The following is a 20,089-nucleotide window of genomic DNA, read 5'->3' on the forward strand; positions in this document are numbered from 1 at the left end:
GGACGACCGGGGTCAGGGTGCGGTGGAGGCCGGCACGGGCGTGTCGCGGCGGCGGGCGCCGGGCGCGGCCGCGTCCAGATAGGCGAGGAGCCGCTCGGCGGTCTGGGCCGCCCGCAGCCGCATCGCGGCCGTGCGCACCGCCGCGTCCGCCGCGCGCGCGTGCCGCTCGTCCCACAGGCGGTCCACCTCCGCCAGCAGCAGCCCGGCCGTCTCGCGGACCACCCCGCGCAGCGCGGGCGCGCCGATCCGCTGGGCGAAGTCGAAGACCTTCCCCGCGTACGGCAGCGGCAGCAGGGGGATCCCGGCGAGCGCGGCGAAGACCAGGAAGTGCAGCCGCATGCCGACGGCCAGGTCCAGCTGCGTGACGATGTCGAGGACCTCCTGCGGCCCGTGGCCGCCGCGCAGCACCGTGCAGTGGTCGGCCGCCGCCATCCGGGACGCCACGGCGTGCGCGTGCCGGATGTCGCCGCGCTCCATGGAGACGAAGACGACGTGCGCGTCCAGCCGGTGCACCAGGAAGTCGCCGACACTGGCGAGCAACTGGTGGTACCCCTCCTCGTCCAGGTGCTCGGCGGCGTGCCCGGGCTCCCGGACGCTCATCCCCACCAGCCGCACCCGGCGGGGCACCGCCTCCGCGCGCAGCAGGGCCCGGCCGCGGTCGCCGGGCTCCAGCAGCAGCGCGGGATCCGCGGTGACGGACACGGGCCGGGTGACGCCGGCCTCCTCGAGGACGAGCTTGGACTCCTCGTCGCGGACCGTCACCTCGACCGCGTCCGACAGGACCGTGCGGACGCAGGCGCAGTCCGTCTCGTCGGTGAGCGGGCCGGCCCCCACCGCGTAGGTGAAGACCGGCACGCCGAGGCTCTGGGCGGTGCGGGCCGGCCGCAGATAGCGGCGCGCCTCGGTGTCGTAGAGGATCCCGCCCCCGCCGACCACCAGCACGTTCAGCCGGCCGAGCGGCGCGGAGATGCCCTCCCGGCACACCCCCTCCCAGCCGACGACCTCGACGTCCGGATGGGCCGAGCGGGTGTGCGCGGGATCGCGGGAGAAGACCACGAACCGGGCGTCCGGGCGACCGGCCCGGACCTGGTCCAGCAGGGCGGTGAGGATCGCCTCGTCGCCGACGTTGCGGCCCCCGTAGGAGCCCAGTACGCCTACGGTCACACCGTCTGTGCCCTCCATGACCGCTCCCTCGTGGCTCGCGGCACAAGCAGCAGAAGCCTTTCCAGCTTGCCGCCTTCGGGTGGGAACCCGCGACCGGGACCGCGCCGGTCCGCGGGGGACCGCAGCCGGCACGGCCGGCCGTCAGCGGGCGACGCGGTGTTTGCGTCCGCCCCGGCGGAAGCGCACGGCGGCGTAGACCAGGGCGAGGACCAGCACGACGGCGCCGATGATCAGGAGGTAGAACAGACCTTTGACGACGAATCCGATGATCCCCAGGACGACGGCCGCGAGGATCAGGAACAGGAACACGCTCATCGGATCTCCCGGCGGGTTGGGTGGATCAGCGCCGGGCCAGGCGTCGCTCGCCGCCGGCGCCCGGTGCGTAGGGCAGTTCGTAGTGGGCGAAGACATCCGGCTCGTCGGCGGCGGTCAGTTCGCCGTCGGTCTCGATGGACGGTGCCTTCTTGACCCGGTCCTTGCTCTGGGCGACCTTCAGGTAGCCCGGGCCGACCGTCGCCCCGGTGAGGGGCACGAACGCCAGCCGGCGGCGGGTGGGCAGCCCCACGGTCACCGTGGCGAAGAACGGGTGGTCGGTGGCGGTGTCCACGTAGACCGACTCCAGGACGCCGATCTTGTGACCGTCCGCGTCGACCACGTCATGACCCCGCCACTCGCGGATATCGGATGCCTCGAACATCGGGTACCTCCTGTGCACGGGGGCCTTCTGTGCACGGGGTACCCACCCGGACGCCGGGGATGTGGCGCGGGTGGGGCGAAGCCCCCGGAAGGCGTACCCGCCCGGGGCCGGATGCCCGGGCCGGGCGCCGGGGATCAGGTCAGGGGCACGACGTGAGGAAGTCGATCAGCGCCGCGTTCACCTCGTCCGGGCGTTCCTGCTGGGTCCAGTGGCCGCAGCCCGCCAGCTTCACGGGCTCGCGCCACAGGTTCGGCATCAGCGAGGGCAGTCGCTCGATGAGTTCCGGGGTGCCGGGGAAAGCGGGTACGACGTCCCGGTCGCCGTAGACGTACAGGGCCGGCGGGGTGACGACGGCGCCGTGCCAGGGGGCGGTCAGCTCCCAGTTGCGGTCGAGGTTGCGGTACCAGTTGAGGGCGCCGGTGAAGCCCCCGGAGAAGCTCTCCGCGAGCGCGTCGAGATCCTCCTCGGTGAACCACTCCGGCAGCGTCACGGGGTCCGCCATGTCCGCGAGCCAGCCGCGCTCGGGGTTGACCAGCGGCTGCTTCTCGCCGGCGTCGGGAGCGTCACCGGAAGCCCAGTAGAAGAACTTGCGCAGCGCGGTGCGGGTGTCCTCGGCGAACTCGGCGTCGGCGACTCCGGGACGGTTGAAGTAGTTCCAGTAGAACCGGCCGCCGAACATCCGGTCCATGGCGGGCAGCGGGGGCTGCGAGCCCCGGAACGGCGGCGGCACGCTCAGACCGGCCACCCCGCGCACCAGGTCCGGCCGCAGCAGCGCGGTGTGCCAGGCGACCGGCGCCCCCCAGTCGTGCCCGACGACGTACGCCTTCTCCTCGCCCAGCGCCCGGATCAGCCCGACGACATCGCCGACCAGGTGCAGGATGGTGTACGCCTCGACCGCGTCCGGATGGTCGCTGCGCCCGTATCCGCGCTGGTCGGGAGCGACGACCCGGAAGCCCGCGGCGGCCAGCGGGCCGAACTGGCGGTGCCAGGAGTGCCACGACTCCGGGAAGCCGTGGAGCAGGATCACCAGGGGGCCCTCGCCCTCCTCGGCGATGTGCAGCCGGATGCCGTTCACGTCGACCATGTGATGCTCAACCATGTCCCGAGACTACTCGCGTGATCATCGCGGAGACGGCGACCCGCAGGCGGGCGCTGCACCGGGACGGGTCGCCGCGCGGGGCCGCGGTACGCCGACGGGGGCGGCCGAGGAGAGCGCGGAACGCGGCGCACAGGACCGGCGTGGCGCGGGATCCGCCTCGGCCGCTTCCCGGATCAGCTTCCGCAGCGGGGGGCGGGACGTCGACGGCCCGGCAGCCGGCGGGGAGCCCGGTCGCCGCCGCGCTCGGTGCGGGCGGCGGTGTCATGACGGTCCCGCTCCCGCGGCGCAGGGGCCTGCCCGTGGCCGGGACGACCGCCTTGGCCGGCCCCGTCGCCGCGGCCGGCGCCCGCGTCCACGCCCTCCGCCCCCTCCGCGCCCGCGGCAACCGGCCGGATCGGCCGCGCCGACCCGGCGGCGGGCGCCGCCCCGCTCCTCGGCTCGCTGCCCGCCGTCGCCCATGCCGCCCTGCCGCCGGCCGTCCGCGCCGTGATGGCGATGACCGGGGCGTGACCCGGCGGGCCGGGGGACGGCGGACGGGCCCGGGCGCCCCGTCGCCGGCGCCCGGGCCCTCGGTGGCCTGGTGGGTCAGCGGCTCACAGCCGCTGCCACAGCGCCGGGGCGTTCGGCGGCTCCCACCCGGTCTGCGCCTGGTGGCCCTGGAGGCAGCGGTAACCGGCACCGCCGTACGTCACCGTGTCACCCGCCTGGTAGACGGTGCCGGCCGCCCAGGTGCCGCCCGGCTCGCCCGGGTCACCGGGGTCCTCCGGGTCCTCGGGGCCGGTCCCGGTCGTCTTGAGGGTGAGGCCGTAGGACTGCAGGATCGGGTTGACGGGCTGGAAGTACGTCGTACCGCCGCTCGTGCAGTTGCCCGAGCCGCCCGAGGTGACGCCCTGCGCCTGGCTGCCGGAGATGAACGAGCCGCCCGAGTCGCCCGGTTCGGCGCACACCGACGTACGGGTCACCCCGCTGACGGTGCCCTCCTGGTACGTCACGCTGGTGTTGAGCTGCTGCACCGTGCCGCAGTGCCAGCCCGTGGTGGAACCGGAGCGGCACACCGAGGAGCCCACCGGGGCCTGGGCGGACCCCGCGACCTGGACGCTGGAGCCGTTGACGTTCGGCGTCGCGGTCCAGTTGGAGTTGGCCGCCACCCACGCCATGTCGTTGCCCGGGAAGACCGACGCCTGGAAGGTGCCCTGCGCGACCCGGTTGGAGCCGGTGGTGGTGGCGCCCGCCCGGCCGCAGTGCCCGGCCGTGGCGAAGCCCTGCTGGGTGCCCCGGGTCACCGGGAAGCCGATGGAGCAGCGGCTGCCGCTGCCGATGTAGTACGCGTCGCCGCCGCGCAGGTCGTACAGCGGGCGGGGGCGCTCGGCCGACTTCACGGTCCGCGCGAGGGAGGCGTCGACGTGCGCGGCGGCCAGCAGGGAGCGCGCGGCGTCCGGCCGGACCGCCTCCACCACCAGCGTGTTGGTGGGCACGTCGACGTACCAGACCGGGGTGTCGGCGGTGGCGCGGTGGGCGGCGGCGCGGTCCAGGCGGGCCTTGGCGGCGTCCAGCGCGGCCAGGGAGTGGTCCACCACGAGCGCGTGGGCGCCGCGCGCCCGGATCGCCGGCACGTCGGCCGGGTCGGTCGTGGCCACGGTCAGCGTGTCCGACTCCGCGCCGCGCACCCAGGCACCGGCGAAGTCCGCGCCCAGCGCGACCCCGAGCCGCCCCGCGGTGGCTGCCGCCTCGGCCTCGTTGGCCAGCCGGCGCTCCGCCTGCTCGCGGTTCAGCCCCAGGTCCCGCTGGAGTGCGCCGAGGAGAGCGGGCGGCGCCGCGTCGGTGCGCAGCGTCTCGGCCGCCGTGGGCCGGGCGGGGGAGACGGACGGCTGGGCGCTCGCGGAGCCGCTGAGCCCGGCCACGAGCAGGGCACCCGCCGCCGCGGCGGCGGCGCACGCGGCTCTGAGGTGTCGTTGGAGCATGGGGAGGTCTCCTCGGATTCGGTGGGGTGCCGAAACCGTAGGGAGCCCACGCCCCGCCCCATAAGACATCAGCCGACCCCCTGCCCCCGCGTTATGTACGGGAGGTGAACGGGGGCGGCCCGCTCAGGACGCGAGGCCGGTGCGGTGCCGGGCCGCGGCCTCCCGGTCCGCGCGCCGCGCGAGCCAGTGCGCGTAGCTGTCGCTGCGGGCCGCCACGGCGGCGTGCGCCGTGCGGGCCTGGGCCAGCACCGTCGCCGCCGTGTCCGGCCGCTGGCCGGTCCGGTGCCAGCCCAGCAGGTGCCGCCACACCAGTGGGGTCCCGGCCAGCGGGCGGGTGGTGAGCCCATGTGTCGGCGGGAAGGTGGCCCGGCACAGGCCCACCGCCCGGCCCACCTGCACCAGATGGGCGCAGGACGCGGTGTCCGTCTCGTACAGACGGCGGGGCGTGAACCCGGCCCCGGCGCAGGCCGCGGTGAAACAGTCCCCGAAACAGCCGTCGCCCGGGACGCACGCCCACTCCTCGTCGGCGAGCGCGGCGAGGTCGACCTCCCGGCCGCGCGCGAGCGGATGGCCCTCGGGCAGCATCACGAACACCGGGTCGACGGCGATCTCCTCCCAGACCAGGTGCGGGGCGTCGGGCGGGGGAGCGGAGCCGCAGGCGCCGGCGAGCGCGAAGTCCAGACGTCCTTCCGCCAGCAGCTCCGCCAGTTCCCGCTCCGACCAGGAGGCGCAGGTGGTCACGCTGGTGCCGGGGACGGCGTCCGCGAGCCGGTCCACCAGCGCGCCCAGCAGCGGACCGTGCGTGCCGCCGAGCCGCAGCCGCTCCCCGTCGCGCCGGGTACGCGCGAACCGGGCCGCCTCCCGCTGGAGTTCGCTGACCGCGGGCAGCACGATCCGGGTGCGCTCCAGGACCAGCTCCCCGAGGGCGGTCGCCCGCACGCCGTACCGCCCGCGCTCGAACAGCGTGCCGCCCAAGGCCCGCTCGATGCGCCTGAGCTGCGCGCTGAGCGCCGGCTGGGCGAGCCCGAGCGCCGTCGCCGCCTTGGTCAGACTGCCCGCTTCCGCGATGGCCCGAATGGTCTTCAGATGCCGCAACTCCAGCTCCATGAGGGGAGCTTGCGGGGTGGGAGGGCCCGGGGCAAGAGGCTGGTACGGACCAGAGGGGGTGGGATGCGCTGTTTCCCGGTGTCCCGGTCCGTGGCATGGTCACAGCGACGCGATTGGTCTGTACCTGATCGGTGCCCGACAGGTCCTGGCGAAAGGGGAGCATGGCCGATGCGCAGCACCACCGTGTTACCGGGAAGCCCCGGCGCGCCGCCCGAGGCCGGGGACGTGCCCCTGCACCGGCTGGAGGTGGCCGGGCCCGGCGCCGTACCCTTCGCCGCCGGTTCCTTCGAGGCCGTGGGACCGCTGTCCCGGTGGGACCGGCCGCACCGGCACACCTTCTACGAGATCGTCCACGTCAGCGCCGGTTCCGGCACCCACGTCGTCGATCTCGCGCGCTGGCCGCTGCGCCCCCCGCACCTGGCGGTGATCCTGCCCGGCCAGGTGCACCACTGGGAGGGCGGCCGGGGGCCGGAGGGAACGCTCGCGCTGTTCACCGACGACTTCCTGGTGGACCACCCCCGCGACCGCGAGGTGCTGCGGGAACTCGGCGAGCGGTGCTGGTTCGCCCTGGACCCCGAGCAGGACCGGTCCGTCGGGCGGCTGATGGCCGAACTCGTCGCGGAACACCGGCAGCGCGCCCCGGGGCACGAGAGCGTGCTGCGCTCCCTGCTGCACGTGCTGGTCGTCCGCGCCGCCCGGCTGCCGGGCCGCGCCGGCACCGGCCGGGACCCGGCCGCCCAGGGCCGGCCGGCCGCCGTCGCCGAGGCGTTCGCCCGGCTGGTCACCCGCCCGGAGGCGGCGACCTGGTCCGTACGGGAATGCGCCGACCGGCTAGGCGTGACCCCCCACTACCTCACCCAGGCGGTCCGGGCCGCCACCGGCCGCCCGCCCGGCCGGCTGCTCATCGAGGCCCGCGCCTACCAGGCCCAACGGCTGCTGGCACACACCCAGCTGTCGATACGGCAGGTCGCCGCCCGCACCGGGTTCGCCGACCCCGCCTACTTCAGCCGGTTCTTCCGGCGCGAGACCGGCAGCAGCCCCGGCGACTTCCGAAAACACCACAGCCGCCCTCATCAGTCCCTCGAAGCCCCGCCGACGCACGCCTAGGTTCGTTGCCGATCCGGCCCCACGGGCGTCCGCCCCCACAGGAGGACCACCACGGTCCGCCCCCCGCAGGAGGAGACATGGACGGAGCAGGTACGCACGACACCGAACGGAACGGCACCGGCCCGGACGGCACCGAGGCACCGGGTGCCCCCCGGCTCGTCGGCCGCAAGACGGTGCTGCGCGCGGCACTCGCGGCCACCGCCGCGATCCCGCTGGCCCTGGCCGGCGGCCCCGCCCTCGCCCGCACCCTGGCCGCGACCGGTACGGAGCCCCAGCTCACCCCGGAGTGCGACGACGGCGACGACCCCACCCCGGAGCAGACCGAGGGCCCCTACTTCAAGCCCAACTCGCCGGAACGCACCAGCCTCCTGGAGCCCGGCCTGCCCGGCACCCGGCTCACCGTGACCGGTTATGTCTTCGGCCGGGCCTGCCGTCCCCTGTCCGGGGTCCTGCTGGACTTCTGGCAGGCCGACAACAACGGCGCCTACGACAACACCGGGTTCCGGTTCCGGGGCCACCAGTACACCGACTCGCGCGGCTCCTTCTCGCTCACCACGATCGTGCCGGGCCTCTACCCGGGGCGCACCCGGCACATCCACGTCAAGCTGCAGGCCCCCAACCAGCGCGTGCTGACCACGCAGTTGTACTTCCCGAACGAGCCGCGCAACAACACCGACACGATCTTCGACCCACGGCTGCTGATGACCGTGCGCGACGGGAACGGCGGCCGGGAGGCGGCGTTCGACTTCGTCCTCAACGTCGCGCAGGACCCGGGCCCCGGCCCCACCCCGCCGCCCGGCGGCACCTGGACCATAGGCACCGCGTACCGGACGGGGGACCAGGTCACGTACGGCGGCCGCGCCTACGCCTGCCTCCAGCCGCACACCGCCCAGCCGGGCTGGGAGCCCCCGGCCGTACCGGCTCTGTGGCGGGCGGTCTGAGCCACGGATACCCGGGCGTCGCGCCGGTGCCGAGGGGGGGACCGGCGCGACGCCCGACTCCGGCCGCACCCGCCCGCCCGTACCGCCCCCCGCGGGCCGGGCCGCCGGGGCGGATGCCCGTCCGGAGCGGAGCGCGACCATCCGATCCGCCCGTTCCCGCCCCGGCCGGCGGATTCACTCCCGTACGCCCGCGAGCTCCACGGCCCGGCGGCGCAGGGCGAGCCCCGCCGGGACGACGGACGAGACCACGGCCGGCACGGCGCAGGCGGCGACGACCGCGCCGATCACGGCCCAGGGCAGCTCGATCGGGGCCCGCACCGACCCTCCTTACGAACCCGCGGACTTCATCTCGTGGGTGAACACCCAGGTGGCGATGTTCTCACCGAGCGCCAGTCCGTCGCTCGCGTCCCACGGGTAGTGGACGCCGAGCCAGACCCGGCTGTCGGCCTCCTCGCGGGCGGCCTGGCCGAAGCTGGTGAACGTGCGCGTCTTCACCGGCGACCTGGGCTCGTCGGTCGACGCGGTGAAGGTGATGTGGTCGGTCTTGAAGTACTGCCGCATGATCCCCGCCCACGCGGCACCGAACGCGGAGTGGCCCGAGGCCCATGCCGGGAAGCACGGTGTGGTGCCCGACAGCGGCTTCCACGTGGTGTCGCCCAGGCCCTCCCGGATCGCCGAGACCGGACGCCACAGGTCGATCGGCGTCTGGTACTTGACGTCCCACTCGGCGATGGCGGCGTCCGCCATGGCGACCGACACCAGCGCGAACAGCCGGGCGTTCTGATAGGCCGTCAGTCCCCGGTCCCGTGACACCCGGGCGGTGATGTCGAGCAGCTGTCCCGGCGGCTTGTACGTGCCGTTCGCGTCGTTGGCCCAGAACCAGGCCGCCGCGGTCTGGTCGGTCGTCCGCGTCGTGGACCCGGCCGCGCCGAGGTCGCGCACCTGCCGCACCTGCGCCGCGTAGGCCGGGCCGGCGAGCAGGCTCTCGTACGAGGCGTACTGCCCGGGTGTCGACGGCCGGAACTGGGAACCGGAGGTGAGCGCCCACGGTCTGACCCTGCCCCACTCGGGGATGGCCGCCTGGCTTCCCTGGGCGCACCCCGGGTCCGGCAGGTCCGGGTAGCTGGTGGGCAGCCAGGCGCCCGGCTCGCCGTCCGGGGTGTAGACGGTCCGGTCGTCCGAGCCGTCGGCGGCGCGGAAGTCCCACATGGCGGTCACGACCGTGTTGACCACGGTGGCGTCCAGCAGGTCGAAGTCCGTCGGCCTGGTCCCGAAGCGCTCCTTGAACTTGTTGTCCAGGTACGTCGTCTGGCCGGGGAACAGCTTGAGCAGGATGTTGTAGGCGGTGCGGCCGATGATCCGCTCCTCCTCGCCCGGACCCTCCGCCCACGCCGCGTAGTCGACCGCCTTGAGGTAGGGGTCGGAGGTCATGGTGTGCCAGCGCAGCTGGTAGGAGCTCTCGGCGTCGTAGATCGCCGCGTTCATCTCGGCGGCGGCCCGCGAGATCGGGCCCGGGGCGCCGCCGGCCGTGCGGATCGCGCCGAGGAGGACGTCGTTCCAGTACAGCACCGGGTCGCCGGTGTAGTTCGGCGCGGCGGAGGCCGGCTGGGGCGCGAGGGCGAGCGCGCCCACGCCGGTGGCGAACACGATCGCGCGGGTCACCGCCCTGGCGCGTATCCGGCCGTGTCTTGCCCTTCTCTCGCGCGGCGTGCGGAATGTGCGCAGCGTACGGAACATGCGGGACAGGTCCTCTCTGCCGATGCGGGCGCGTGGTGCGCGGTGCGGTGCTTCGGTGCGCTGGTGCGGAGGTGCCGTGCCGTGCGCGGCCCACCCTAGGGTCCGCGCGCGGCCGGGCGCATCGGACGGGCGGAGGACGCCACCGTCATCCGGGGCGGCAGGCCACCGCCGCCGTCAACCCTGGCGGTACGCGGGCGCGGAGGGGTCCGCTCGGGAGGTCATCGACGTGGTGTCGGCCTCCACCGCCCGCCGGGAGGGCACGGGGCGGCCGGGGGAGGCGCCGCCCGTGCCTCCGCGCGGGGCACGCAGGACGGTCGCGGCGACCACCAGGGCGCCCAGGACGAAGACCGCGCCGACCCGGAAGGCGAGTTGGTAGCCGCCGGTCAGGGCCTCGTCGCGGGACGCGCCGCCGTCCAGCAGGGCGCCGGTGTGCGAGGCGGCGAGGGCGCTCAGCACGGCGAGGCCGAGCGAGGCGCCCACCTGCTGCACGGTGTTGAACATCCCGGAGGCCAGGCCCGAGTCCTCGGGGGACGCGCCCGACATGGCCAGTCCCGCCAGCGCCGGCATCGCCAGGCCGAAACCGATCCCGAGCGGCACGGTCGCGGGGAACACATCGGTGAGGTAGGCGCCGTCCGCCGAGATCCGTCCCAGCAGGCCCAGACCGGCGCCGATCAGCACGAGTGCGGCCAGCAGGACGGTCCGCGCCCCGAAGGTGCCGATGAGGCGCGGGGCGAGGAACAGCGACATCACACCGATCAGCAGCGAGACGGGCAGGACACCGGCACCGGTGCGCACCTCGTCGAACCCCAGCACCTGCCGCATGTACAGCACGGCCAGGAACTGGAAGCCGAACATGCCGGCGATCAGGAGGGTGTGCGTGCCCAGCGCGCCGCAGACATCGCGGTAGGTGAACATCCGGGGCGGCAGCAGCGGGTCCGCCGCCCTGGCCTGCCGTACGACGAACCCGGCGAGCAGCACGAGGGCGGCCAGGCCGCAGCCGAGGGTGCGGGCGGAGCCGAAGCCGTGGTCGGCCGCCGCGACGATGGCGTAGACGGCCAGCATGAGCGCGGCCGTGATCAGTACGGCGCCGAACGCGTCGGTGCGCCGGCCCCGGTCCGCGCCCCGCTCGGCGGCCGGGACCCGGCGGGCCATGACGGCGGTCGCGACACCGACGGGCACGTTGACGAAGAAGATCCAGTGCCAGCCGACGGCCTGTGTCAGCACACCGCCCAGCAGCAGCCCGAGGGTGCCGCCCGCGGACTGGACGAAGCTGTAGACGCCGATGGCCCTGGCGCGTTCACCGGGCTGCGGGAACAGGGTGACGATCATGGCGAGGGTGACGGAGGACGTCACCGCGCCGCCCACGCCCTGGGCGAAGCGGGCGACGAGCAGCATGGTCGCGCTCTGCGCCAGGCCGCACAGCAGGGACGCGGCGGTGAAGACGACCAGACCGGTGACGAAGACCCGCTTGCGGCCGAAGAGGTCACCGAGCCGGCCCGAGAGCAGCAACAGGCCGCCGAACGGGATCAGATAGGCGTTCACCACCCAGCCCAGACCGGAGGCGGAGAAGCCCAGGCTCTGCTGGATGGCCGGCAGGGCCACGTTCACGATGGTCCCGTCGAGGATCACCATCAGCTGGCCGGCGCAGAGGATCGCCAGCGCGAACCAGCGGGACGCCCGGCCCGCCGGCGGGGATATGGCCCGTGCGGACATGGAAGTGCCTTTCATGGGAGCTGTTCTGTTACGGGGTCCATCGTCGGTAACCGTCCCCGAACAGGGAAGAAGGCACTTTTATGTCTCGCAGTCACATCGATGTGACGGGCCGGACGCCGCCGGGTGCGGCGCTCAGGGGCAGGTGACGACCTGGCCGGCCCAGGACAGGCCGCCGCCGAAGGCGAGGAGCAGGACCGGGGCGCCGCTGGGCAGTTCACCGCGTTCGGTCAGCTTGGACAGGGCGAGCGGGACGGACGCGGCGGAGGTGTTGCCGGACTCCACGACATCGTGGGCGATCACCGTGCCCTGAGGGAGGCCGAGCTGCCGTACGACGGCGTCGATGATGCGCAGATTGGCCTGGTGGGTGACCACGCCGGCCAGGTCGGCCGTGGTCAGACCGGCCCGCGCGCAGGCCTCCCGGGCGATCTCGGGCAGCTCGCCGGTGGCCCAGCGGAAGACGGTCTGCCCCTCCTGGGCGAAGTGCGGGTGCCAGTCGCCGACGAGCCGGACCGCGTCGCCGCGGGTGGGGTCCGAGCCCCAGCACACCGGGCCGATCCCGCCCTCGGCACAGCCGCTGAGCACGGCGGCGCCCGCCCCGTCGCCCAGCAGCACGCAGGTGCGCCGGTCGGTCCAGTCGGTCACGTCGGACATCTTCTCGGCACCGATGACCAGGGCGTGCCGCGCGGCCCCGGCGCGCAGCGAGTGGTCGGCGCAGGCCAGCGCGGTGCAGAAGCCGGCGCAGCCGTTGTTGAGGTCGAAGGCCACGGGCGCGGGCAGACCGAGGCGGGCGGCGACCTGGGCGGCGATGGAGGGGCAGCGGTCCACGGCCGAGCAGGTCGCCACGGTGATCAGCCCGATGTCGGCGGGCTCCAGCCCCGACGCGGCCAGCGCCTTGCTCGCGGCGGCCGCCGCCATGTCGGTGACGGACTCCTCCGGGGCGGCGATGCGGCGGGTGGCGATGCCGGTGCGGCGCCGGATCCACTCGTCGCTGGTGTCGACCATGGTGGCCAGGTCGTCGTTGGTCAGGACGCGCGTCGGCTGGTAGTGGCCCAAGGCGGCGATACGGCTTCCCGGCACGGTGGAACGCACAGCGGATCTCCTCGGCTCGGCATCAGGTGCCCCGGAATATAGCAACCGATCGGTCGGAAGCTGAAGCCGTCCCTCCTCGCCTACGATGGGAGGCATGAGCCCTCGCAACTCCGCAGCCGAAGCCCGCAGGACGCGGCAGCGCATCGTCGAGCGCGGTATCGCCCTCGCCTCCCGCGACGGCCTCGAAGGGCTCACGATCGGGCGGCTGGCCGCCGATCTGAACATGAGCAAGGCCGGGGTGCTCGGGCACTTCGGCACCAAGGAGACCCTTCAGCTGGCCACCCTGGAGGGCGCCGCGGCGGCGTTCTCCCGTCTGGTGTGGGAGCCCGCGGCGCGGGTGCGGCCGGGCCTGCCCCGGCTGCGGGCCGTCTGCGACGCCTGGATCGGCTACCTGTACCTGGACGCCGGGCGGGCCGTCTTCCCCGGCGGGTGCTTCTTCACCACGGCCTCCGTGGAGTTCGACGCCCGGAGCGGGCCCGTCCGCGAGGCCGTGGCCCGGATGTCCCGGGTGTGGCGGCGCCGTCTCGCCGCCGAGGTGCGCACGGCGGTGACGGCGGGCGAACTGCCGGGGGACACCGACCCGGACCAGGTGGTGTTCGAGCTGATCGGCCTCTTCATGGCCCTGAACCAGGAGATACAGCTCTTCGCGGCGCCGGACGCCACCGACCGCACCCGGCGGGCGCTGGACCGGCTGCTCGGCCCGCGCCGGGAGCGGCCGGCCGCGTAGCCGGGACGCCCTGGGCGCACTCTTCCGTCAGGTGCCGCCGGCCGGGGCCGGTGCCCTCGTCGAGATCACCCGCGCACCACGCGCCACGGACCGCGGCGCGTGGTGCGCCGCGGTCCGTGGGCGTGCCGGCCGTGAGGAGACCGGCCAAGGGTGTTCCCTCGGCGTCAGCCCGCCTTGTTCACCTGCGCGAGCGCCTTGGTGAGGCCGTAGGCCCACAGCTGGTTGACCCGGGACCGCTCGGTGGTGTTCGGGTAGCGGTTGGTGCAGGAGGGGCCGGGGCCGCCGCCCGACATCAACTCGCTGCACGGGCCGCTGTAGTGGTCGGGCAGACCCAGCACATGGCCGGTCTCGTGGGCGGTGACGCGGATGGAGTCGTACTGCTGGTTCTGCGCGTAGTCCAGGAAGATGTAGCCGCGCCCGTGACCGTCGGTGGACGCGTAGGACCCGCGCGAGTCGCTGCCCTCGTAGTAGGCGAAGTCGCCGCCGCTGGAGGTCGCCTGGAGCTTGACGTTCGACACCGAGCTGTTCCAGATCGAGGCCGCGCTCGATATCTGGGTGCGGAAGCTCGGGGCCTGGGAGGCGTTGTAGTAGACGGTCACCGCCTTGAGGGAGGGCTGCTCGGCCTGCCGCTCGGCGACCGACTTCAGTACGGCGTCGAAGAACGCCTTGGTGCCGGCGTCCTCGGCGCTGCCCACGTAGCCGGCGGCGGCGCGGGCGGGTGCCGCCGTGGTGTCCTGGGCGCTGGCCGGGCTCACGGTGCCGAGCGCGGCGGAGGCCAGCCCGAGGCCGAGGGCCAGGGCCACGAGTCTCCTGGTGCTCTTCGACCCGGTGCTGGTTCGGAACGACGCCATGGGGGCTCCTTCTCGTCCTGTGGGGTTGAACGATCGGTTGCCAGCGAGTCTCGGGCAGCCCAACGCGGAGGGGGATGATGGCACTTGGGGATAGCTCCGGGCTATCGCCGGCCGACTCGTCCGCTTTCCTTGTAACTTGAACATCTGGTGTCGTCTTCCATGCCGTCCTACGCTCCCCCCATGGAGTTGGAGGTGAGGCATCTGCGTGTGCTCTGCGCCATCGCCGACACCGGCAGCCTGCACAAAGCGGCCCGGGAACTCGGTCTGGCGCAGCCCTCGTTGAGCACCCAGCTACGGCGGATCGAGCGGGCGCTCGGTGCCCCGCTCTTCGTGCGCGCCCGCACCGGCTGCCGGCCCACCCCGCTGGGGCTGGCGGTGCTCAGCCGGGCCAGGCCGCTGGTGGCGGAGTTCGCGGCGATCGTCACCGAGACCAGGGCGGCGGCGGCCCGGGCCGCCGGCGGGTTCCACCTGCGCATCGGCGCCACGGCGAGCAGGGCCATCCCGGGCTGGCTGCGGCTGCTGCGGGCCCGCCGCCCCGGGATCGAGCCGGCGCTGCAGATGAGTGTGTCCGCCAACGCGCTGCTGGGCATGGTCGCGGCCGGCCGGCTCGACCTGGCCTTCGTGCACGAGGTGGAGGGCAGTCCGCTGCGGGTGCCGCCGGGACTGTGCCTGCGGGTGCTGGTCGAGCGGGAGCCGCAGTTCGTCACGCTCGCCGCGGACCATCCGGCGGCGTCACGGCCCGAGGTGCGCCTCGCCGACCTGGCCGGGGACCGCTGGATGGTCGACTCCACGGTCGACGGCGAGTGGGACGCGCTGTGCCGGGTGCTGCGCGCGGCGGGCCTGCGGTCCGAGATGCTGCACGGCGACTACCTCACCGCGTACTCGCTGGCCGCCATCGGCGAGGTGGTCACGGTCAGCCAGCCGACCGTCCCGCCCCGTCCCGATCTCGCGATCCGTCCCCTGGAGGGCGACCCGATCGGGGTGCGGCTGCTGCTGGCGGCCCGCACGGAGGCCGAACTGAACGATGCGTACGCGGACTTGGAGGAGGCCTACTGGAAGGTGGCGCGCGAGGCGCCGGCCTACCGTGAATGGCTCGGGCGTGCGCACCCGGCGGACGGGGGACCGCGAGGTCCCGGTCTGCCGGACCGCCCGGCCGTACACCACCCGCAGGCGGGCCCGCCCCCGGAACCCTGGCAGTGGCCGGTGCCGGCCGACCTGCGCACGGGGTAGAGGGCGAAAGGCCTAGGCCACGGGGCGGCTGTGCGGTCGTGCCGGTACGGGCTTCGCCGTGGCCGCCTCGTGCAGATACGGGCTGATGTGCCGGGGGTCGCTCGTGCACGGCACGACGGCGTGCAGGACCTCGACGGTTCGCTCGATGATGTCCGTACGGTCGTTGACGATCCAGGACAGCAACTGCGCGCCGAAGAACGCCGAGACCAGGACCCGGGCCAGCGGCTCGGGGGGCGTGGCGTGTTCCAGGTCGCCCGCGGCCAGGGCGCTTTGCAGCCAGCCGGCTATCAGCGCGGTGTAGTCCTCGAACGGCAGGGGGAGTTCGGCGTCTATCAGGCCCCGCTCGATCTGGAGGCGCGCCCCGGCCCTCATCAGCGGTTCGTCGCGCAGCCCGGCGGCGGTGCGCAGCAGCAGTTCCGCCACGGATGCCACCGGGGGCAGGGCGAGTTGGGCGACGGCGTCGGAGATGACGGGCAGCCGCCTGGCGAACTCCTCGCTCACGGCGATGGCCAGACATTCCTTGCTGGCGTAGTGGAAGTAGACGGCCCCTTTTGTCATTCCGGAGAGTTCGGCCACGTCATGCATGGTTACGGCCGGGTAGCCCCGTTCGGCGAACGCACGGGCGGCGGCCAGCAGGATGTTGTGCCGGGACCGGATGGCGCGTTCTTGTTTGAGTTCCTTGGCAGGGGTGGGGCCCGTGGTGGGATTGCGGGGTAGTTTCACGAAGGCCTCCCTTGTCTGGTGCGTGATCAGCATCGCGTCGCGGCGGACTGCCCCCGGAACAGACCTTCTCAAGAGACGGTCCGGGTCGGTGGCGGCCACACGCGTGCAACCGTCTGCATACGTGACCGGGAGGGTGTACGGGCAGATGCACAGTAGCGCACATGGGTGGATCCCCGAGGCGGAAACGGAATGGTGCCGACCGCTGCCGCGGGCCGCTCCGCGAGGCGCCGGCGCCGGTGTGCGGGGTAAGCGGTATCTCCGGACACACCGGGGGCGCCGGGCCCCTCGGCGGGCGGGGCGCGACGCGCGTGAGCGTGGAGGCGAGCGGTGGCGGAACGGCCATCTGTGTGAACCATGTACTCCCATGTGGCGGAAAACCGTCCCATGCATACCGGACCCGGCCTCCGGACGTCAGGTCGGCGCCACGAACGGCGACTTACTTATTGAAGTGTGCGGGTGAACCCGGACGCGGCACGACTGCATACAGAGCCCCCGCCGTCCGGCCCGATACAGAACCCCGTCCCCGTCCCGTCCGGCACCACCCGTCCACCGGGAGAAGCGGACGGCCCGGTCCGGCGCGCCGGCGCGCCCTGGCGGAGGGTTCGACGGCACGGCTTGACTCGGGCGCCGGCCGCCGGGCGCCGGGAAGGGCCGACGTTCTGGTCCGGCCTTCCCGACCGGGGAGGGTTCGACGGCCTGGTCCGGCTGGTGATGGGGAGGGTTCGACGGTCCGGTCCCGCTCGTGACGGGGGAGGGTTTGACGGCAAGGCACGGCTTGGCCATCGGCAAGGGGCCGACGGCCTGGTCCGGGCTCGGCCACAGGGAAGGAACCGACGGCCTGGTCCGGCCCGTGATGGGGAAGGGTTCGACGGTGCGGTCCCGCTCGTGACGGGGGAGAGGTCTGACGGCATGGCCTGGTTCGGCCGCCGGGAAGGGCCGACATCTGGTCCGGCCTCTCCGACCGGGGAGGCTTCGAGGGCCTTGGTCTGGCCGGTGATGGGGGAGTGTTCGACCGTCCGGTCCCGCTCGTGACGCGGGAGGGGCCTGACGGCACGGCCTGGATCGACCGCTGGGAAGGGCCGGGAAGGGCCGACATCCTGGTCCGGTCTTCTCGACCGGGGGGTGTGATGGTCCGGCGGGGCCCGAGACGGGGGAGGGCTCGACGGCATGGCCTGGCTCGGCCGCCGGACAGGAGTCGACGGCCTGGTCCGGCTCGTTCGCCGGGAAGGCGTCGACGGCTTGGCCCGGCCCCGCCACCGGCAAGGGGTCCGACGGCCCCGGGTCGGCCCCGCCGTCCGAAGGGACCGGTGGCCGGGCGCGGCCCCGGTGCCGGGAGGTGCGCGGCGGATTTCGCGAGCCGCTTCCCTTCCCTGCCCACCGTGCGGGAAGACCGCCGCGCACCCTGCCCGCCGTGCGCGAAGGCTGCCGCGCACTGTGCCCTGTGACGTGCGAAGGGCCGCCGCGCACCGTGGCGTACGGTGCGCGGCGGCCCTGTTCGGCAGGGCCGGCCCCTGCCCGGCTAGGCCTGATGGCAGGGCGCGGGCGTGTCCTGCTGCCGGGCGGGGGCGGCCGGCTGGCCGTCGCTCAGCGCCTGCCACCAGGCCGTGCACAGCAGTTCGCTGAAGCGGTCCATCCGGCACTCGGGCGTCGAGTAGTAGACGCCGAACATCAGGGCCAGCAGCAACTTGCCCAGCCGGTCCGGGTCCTGGGCCCCGGTCAGCTGTCCCCGCTGCCGGGCCTGCGTCATGAGGACCGCGACCGTGCCGCACAGGTCCTGGGCCACCCGCGGCAGCCGGCCGTGCGCGCGGGCGGCCTCGCTGCACAGATGGAATCCCGCGCGGAAGCGCAGATCCGTCTGCAGCCGCTCGGCCAGCCGGACGGCGAGGAGACGCAGTTTCTCCATCGGTGGGGCGTCGCAGTGCTCAACCTGTGTCAGCAGGTCCTGCCAGGCGTGTTCGAAGGGTCCGGTCAGTGCCTTGGCCAGGAGCCGCTTCGACGCGAAGTGCGCGTACAAGGCGCCCTTCGTCATATGGGCTTCCTGCGCCACGCGCTGAAGATTCGCACCCATGTACCCATGCCGGACGAACTCCCCCGCTGCCGCGTCGAGCAGTAACTCATGAGTCCTGCGCGCTCTGTCTTGCTTGATCACGGTGCCCCTTCGTGCTCCGGAATGGATCGACAAATCACCCCCAAGAAATCCTTTCTTAACGCTGCGGGGCCCACAAGCGGAGTGAGATGAGCTGTCCGAAACCGACACCGCTTGCTACCGGCTCCCTAGGAAGGGGTGGCCCGGCCATGGAAAGAAGCGCGGCAGGCTGGCCGGATAACTTCCGTATCTCCTGGCTCATTGGTCACACTGCGCGCCGCCGGTCCCTCCCGTTCCCGCGCCGCCCGTCCGGCCCGACGGTCCGGCGGCGGCGTCCGGCGATTCGGCCGCGGTGCGCGACGGCCCCGTCGTACCGCCGGTTCACCGGTCCCGGTCCCGCGCCGCCGCCGTGGACCGCCCGGTCGCCGGTGCGTTCCCGCAGGTGGCGGGGGGAGGTTGGAAAGTCGTCAACCGCTCCCCAGAAATTGACGTTTGAGAAGGTATTTTGTCTCGGGGTTGATTGCGCATATGCACCGAGCACCGCACCGCATGACGGTGCGGCCGATGCCAGGGGGAGAGGTTTCAACATGCCGGCAGGCACCTTAGGCGCAACTTCGATCGACACTCATGAGCTCCGGACCTTCGTCGAGGAGGTCTTCGAACCGCTCCAGCGCGCAGACCAGCGACGCTGGGCTCATGCGTATCTCGGCGCCCTGCTGAGTGTGCCGGGCAAGAAGACGCTGCAGCGGCTGGCCAAGGCGGTCTCACCCGCTCCCGCCGCCGCCCACGGGCTGCAGCAGTTCATCAACGCCAGTCCATGGGACTGGGGCCCGGTCCGCCGCAGCCTGGCGCGGTCCGTGGCCACCCAGGGTCTGCCACGGGCCTGGACCGTGGCCGAACTGACGATTCCCAAACGCGGTGTGCACTCCGTGGGCGTGCACCGCCGCTTCGACGCCGACCTGGGCCGGACGGTCAACTGCCAGAGAGCGATGGGGCTCTTCCTGGCCGCGGAGATCGGCTGCGTACCCGTGAACTGGAGTCTGCTGCTGGAGGAGTCCTGGTGCGCGGACAAGGAACGCCGCTCCCGGGCGCGCATACCGGCGACCGTCACCGCCCGCCCGGCCTGGAGACACATCCTGGACTTCGCCGCGGACGTGGCCGCCAGTCCCTCGCTGTCGGGGATCCCTTGGGCGCTCGACCTGCGCCGGACCCCCGACGCGGGCGCGGTCGTGGAGGGACTGGCCCGGCGCGGGCTGGACTTCGTCTGCGAGGTGAACGCCGCGGAACCCGTTCTGCCGGCGTACGCCGTGGCCCCGGCGACCGGACTGGGCGAGCTGATGGCGCGCAGCCATCTGCGCCAGCCACAGGTGGTGGTCCGCCAGGCCGTCACCGGCCGGCTCGAACGGCTGGCCGTCCACTGCGGGGAGGTCCGGCTGCCGGGACGGGCCGGGGAGGCGTCCGGCGGGCCACGGGTCTACCGTGCCCTGGCGCGCCCGGGCGGCATCGGCAGAGGGGGCGCACGCTACTGGATCACCAGCCTGGCCGACTGGCGGGCGGAGGAGGTACTCGCCCTGGCCCGGCACGCCGCGGCCGGTGAGCCGGCCGTCCGGGACCTCGGACACTTCGGTGTACAGGACTTCGAGGGCCGGTCCTATCCCGGCTGGCACCACCACATGACGATGGCTTCCGCCGCGCACGCCTTCACCCGGCTGACCGCACGGGAGCGCGCCATGGCCCTCGCCGCGCCCGACAGCGTCTGCGCCTGACCCGGCGCGAGGACGGGCGCCGATACGCCCTGCGACTTCCGCAAGTCGAGGTTGCCCTCGCCGAGGGCCAACCCCAAGAATCACCGTGAAT

The 20,089-nt window shown here is 73.7% G+C and carries 18 protein-coding genes; 5 read left to right on the forward strand and 13 right to left on the reverse strand.

Features of this window, described 5'->3' with window-relative positions; all coding sequences use genetic code 11:
• Positions 1-12: 12 nt before the first annotated feature.
• From ACZ4W9_RS23675 to ACZ4W9_RS23700, 6 genes are all read right to left on the reverse strand, one after another.
• Entirely contained in the window at positions 13-1,182 is a 1,170-nt protein-coding gene (locus ACZ4W9_RS23675) for a polysaccharide pyruvyl transferase family protein (protein WP_467938952.1), read from the reverse strand.
• A 123-nt stretch (positions 1,183-1,305) separates the two neighbouring features.
• Positions 1,306-1,479, reverse strand: coding sequence for a hypothetical protein (locus ACZ4W9_RS23680; RefSeq protein ID WP_467938954.1), 174 nt, complete (start codon positions 1,477-1,479; stop codon positions 1,306-1,308).
• A gap of 25 nt (positions 1,480-1,504) precedes the next feature.
• Complete coding sequence (locus ACZ4W9_RS23685; RefSeq protein ID WP_467938956.1) at positions 1,505-1,861, reverse strand: PRC-barrel domain-containing protein; 357 nt, start codon at positions 1,859-1,861, stop codon at positions 1,505-1,507.
• A 139-nt stretch (positions 1,862-2,000) separates the two neighbouring features.
• Positions 2,001-2,960 (reverse strand): alpha/beta fold hydrolase, encoded by a 960-nt coding sequence (locus ACZ4W9_RS23690; protein ID WP_467938958.1) that lies wholly within the window; start codon positions 2,958-2,960, stop codon positions 2,001-2,003.
• 593 nt (positions 2,961-3,553) lie between these two features.
• A complete protein-coding gene (locus ACZ4W9_RS23695) occupies positions 3,554-4,921 on the reverse strand; it encodes a trypsin-like serine protease (RefSeq protein WP_467938959.1) in 1,368 nt (455 codons plus the stop codon).
• A 123-nt stretch (positions 4,922-5,044) separates the two neighbouring features.
• Positions 5,045-6,028 (reverse strand): LysR family transcriptional regulator, encoded by a 984-nt coding sequence (locus ACZ4W9_RS23700; protein WP_467938961.1) that lies wholly within the window; start codon positions 6,026-6,028, stop codon positions 5,045-5,047.
• A 168-nt stretch (positions 6,029-6,196) separates the two neighbouring features.
• Here ACZ4W9_RS23700 and ACZ4W9_RS23705 point away from each other — a divergent pair, with 168 nt between their 5' ends.
• The gene (locus ACZ4W9_RS23705; protein WP_467938963.1) at positions 6,197-7,135 is read left to right on the forward strand and encodes a helix-turn-helix transcriptional regulator; all 939 of its coding nucleotides are present in this window, start codon (positions 6,197-6,199) and stop codon (positions 7,133-7,135) included.
• Between the two features lie 77 nt (positions 7,136-7,212).
• A complete protein-coding gene (locus ACZ4W9_RS23710) occupies positions 7,213-8,076 on the forward strand; it encodes a dioxygenase family protein (RefSeq protein WP_467938965.1) in 864 nt (287 codons plus the stop codon).
• Between the two features lie 174 nt (positions 8,077-8,250).
• On the opposite strand, the gene ACZ4W9_RS23715 is transcribed toward ACZ4W9_RS23710, so the two are convergent.
• From ACZ4W9_RS23715 to ACZ4W9_RS23730, 4 genes are all read right to left on the reverse strand, one after another.
• Complete coding sequence (locus ACZ4W9_RS23715; RefSeq protein WP_467938967.1) at positions 8,251-8,394, reverse strand: hypothetical protein; 144 nt, start codon at positions 8,392-8,394, stop codon at positions 8,251-8,253.
• 9 nt (positions 8,395-8,403) lie between these two features.
• On the reverse strand, positions 8,404-9,738 hold the full coding sequence (locus ACZ4W9_RS23720; protein WP_467938969.1) for a vanadium-dependent haloperoxidase: 1,335 nt from the start codon (positions 9,736-9,738) through the stop codon (positions 8,404-8,406).
• 249 nt (positions 9,739-9,987) lie between these two features.
• Complete coding sequence (locus ACZ4W9_RS23725) at positions 9,988-11,541, reverse strand: MFS transporter (protein WP_467938971.1); 1,554 nt, start codon at positions 11,539-11,541, stop codon at positions 9,988-9,990.
• 117 nt (positions 11,542-11,658) lie between these two features.
• Positions 11,659-12,603, reverse strand: a complete 945-nt coding sequence (locus ACZ4W9_RS23730; RefSeq protein ID WP_467939016.1) for a beta-ketoacyl-ACP synthase III — start codon at positions 12,601-12,603, stop codon at positions 11,659-11,661.
• 106 nt (positions 12,604-12,709) lie between these two features.
• Here ACZ4W9_RS23730 and ACZ4W9_RS23735 point away from each other — a divergent pair, with 106 nt between their 5' ends.
• The gene (locus ACZ4W9_RS23735; RefSeq protein ID WP_467938973.1) at positions 12,710-13,342 is read left to right on the forward strand and encodes a TetR/AcrR family transcriptional regulator; all 633 of its coding nucleotides are present in this window, start codon (positions 12,710-12,712) and stop codon (positions 13,340-13,342) included.
• Positions 13,343-13,506: 164 nt separating this feature from the next.
• Here the strand turns inward: ACZ4W9_RS23735 and snpA are convergent, their stop codons facing one another.
• Positions 13,507-14,193 carry a snapalysin gene (gene snpA / locus ACZ4W9_RS23740; protein WP_467938975.1) on the reverse strand — a complete coding sequence of 229 codons (687 nt, stop codon included), beginning with the start codon at positions 14,191-14,193 and terminating at the stop codon, positions 13,507-13,509.
• A gap of 180 nt (positions 14,194-14,373) precedes the next feature.
• Here snpA and ACZ4W9_RS23745 point away from each other — a divergent pair, with 180 nt between their 5' ends.
• On the forward strand, positions 14,374-15,423 hold the full coding sequence (locus tag ACZ4W9_RS23745; protein ID WP_467938977.1) for a LysR family transcriptional regulator: 1,050 nt from the start codon (positions 14,374-14,376) through the stop codon (positions 15,421-15,423).
• A 12-nt stretch (positions 15,424-15,435) separates the two neighbouring features.
• Here ACZ4W9_RS23745 and ACZ4W9_RS23750 read toward each other — a convergent pair whose 3' ends face one another.
• Positions 15,436-16,146 (reverse strand): ScbR family autoregulator-binding transcription factor, encoded by a 711-nt coding sequence (locus ACZ4W9_RS23750; RefSeq protein WP_467938978.1) that lies wholly within the window; start codon positions 16,144-16,146, stop codon positions 15,436-15,438.
• A 1,519-nt stretch (positions 16,147-17,665) separates the two neighbouring features.
• Positions 17,666-18,295 (reverse strand): TetR family transcriptional regulator, encoded by a 630-nt coding sequence (locus ACZ4W9_RS23755; protein ID WP_467938980.1) that lies wholly within the window; start codon positions 18,293-18,295, stop codon positions 17,666-17,668.
• A gap of 524 nt (positions 18,296-18,819) precedes the next feature.
• On the opposite strand from ACZ4W9_RS23755, the gene ACZ4W9_RS23760 reads away from it, so the two are divergent.
• Positions 18,820-19,998 (forward strand): IS701 family transposase, encoded by a 1,179-nt coding sequence (locus tag ACZ4W9_RS23760; RefSeq protein WP_467938982.1) that lies wholly within the window; start codon positions 18,820-18,822, stop codon positions 19,996-19,998.
• Positions 19,999-20,089 lie beyond the last annotated feature (91 nt).

The sequence above is a fragment of the Streptomyces sp. NPDC029296 genome (assembly GCF_055569255.1).

Bases quoted from the DNA above. Each gene is read 5' to 3' on its own strand.
- ACZ4W9_RS23690 (WP_467938958.1), bottom strand. From the start codon at position 2,960: ATGGTTGAGCATCACATGGTCGACGTGAACGGCATCCGGCTGCACATC.
- ACZ4W9_RS23745 (WP_467938977.1), top strand. From the start codon at position 14,374: ATGGAGTTGGAGGTGAGGCATCTGCGTGTGCTCTGCGCCATCGCCGAC.
- ACZ4W9_RS23680 (WP_467938954.1), bottom strand. From the start codon at position 1,479: ATGAGCGTGTTCCTGTTCCTGATCCTCGCGGCCGTCGTCCTGGGGATC.
- ACZ4W9_RS23725 (WP_467938971.1), bottom strand. From the start codon at position 11,541: ATGAAAGGCACTTCCATGTCCGCACGGGCCATATCCCCGCCGGCGGGC.
- ACZ4W9_RS23760 (WP_467938982.1), top strand. From the start codon at position 18,820: ATGCCGGCAGGCACCTTAGGCGCAACTTCGATCGACACTCATGAGCTC.
- snpA (WP_467938975.1), bottom strand. From the start codon at position 14,193: ATGGCGTCGTTCCGAACCAGCACCGGGTCGAAGAGCACCAGGAGACTC.
- ACZ4W9_RS23705 (WP_467938963.1), top strand. From the start codon at position 6,197: ATGCGCAGCACCACCGTGTTACCGGGAAGCCCCGGCGCGCCGCCCGAG.
- ACZ4W9_RS23675 (WP_467938952.1), bottom strand. From the start codon at position 1,182: ATGGAGGGCACAGACGGTGTGACCGTAGGCGTACTGGGCTCCTACGGG.
- ACZ4W9_RS23685 (WP_467938956.1), bottom strand. From the start codon at position 1,861: ATGTTCGAGGCATCCGATATCCGCGAGTGGCGGGGTCATGACGTGGTC.
- ACZ4W9_RS23735 (WP_467938973.1), top strand. From the start codon at position 12,710: ATGAGCCCTCGCAACTCCGCAGCCGAAGCCCGCAGGACGCGGCAGCGC.
- ACZ4W9_RS23710 (WP_467938965.1), top strand. From the start codon at position 7,213: ATGGACGGAGCAGGTACGCACGACACCGAACGGAACGGCACCGGCCCG.
- ACZ4W9_RS23695 (WP_467938959.1), bottom strand. From the start codon at position 4,921: ATGCTCCAACGACACCTCAGAGCCGCGTGCGCCGCCGCCGCGGCGGCG.
- ACZ4W9_RS23700 (WP_467938961.1), bottom strand. From the start codon at position 6,028: ATGGAGCTGGAGTTGCGGCATCTGAAGACCATTCGGGCCATCGCGGAA.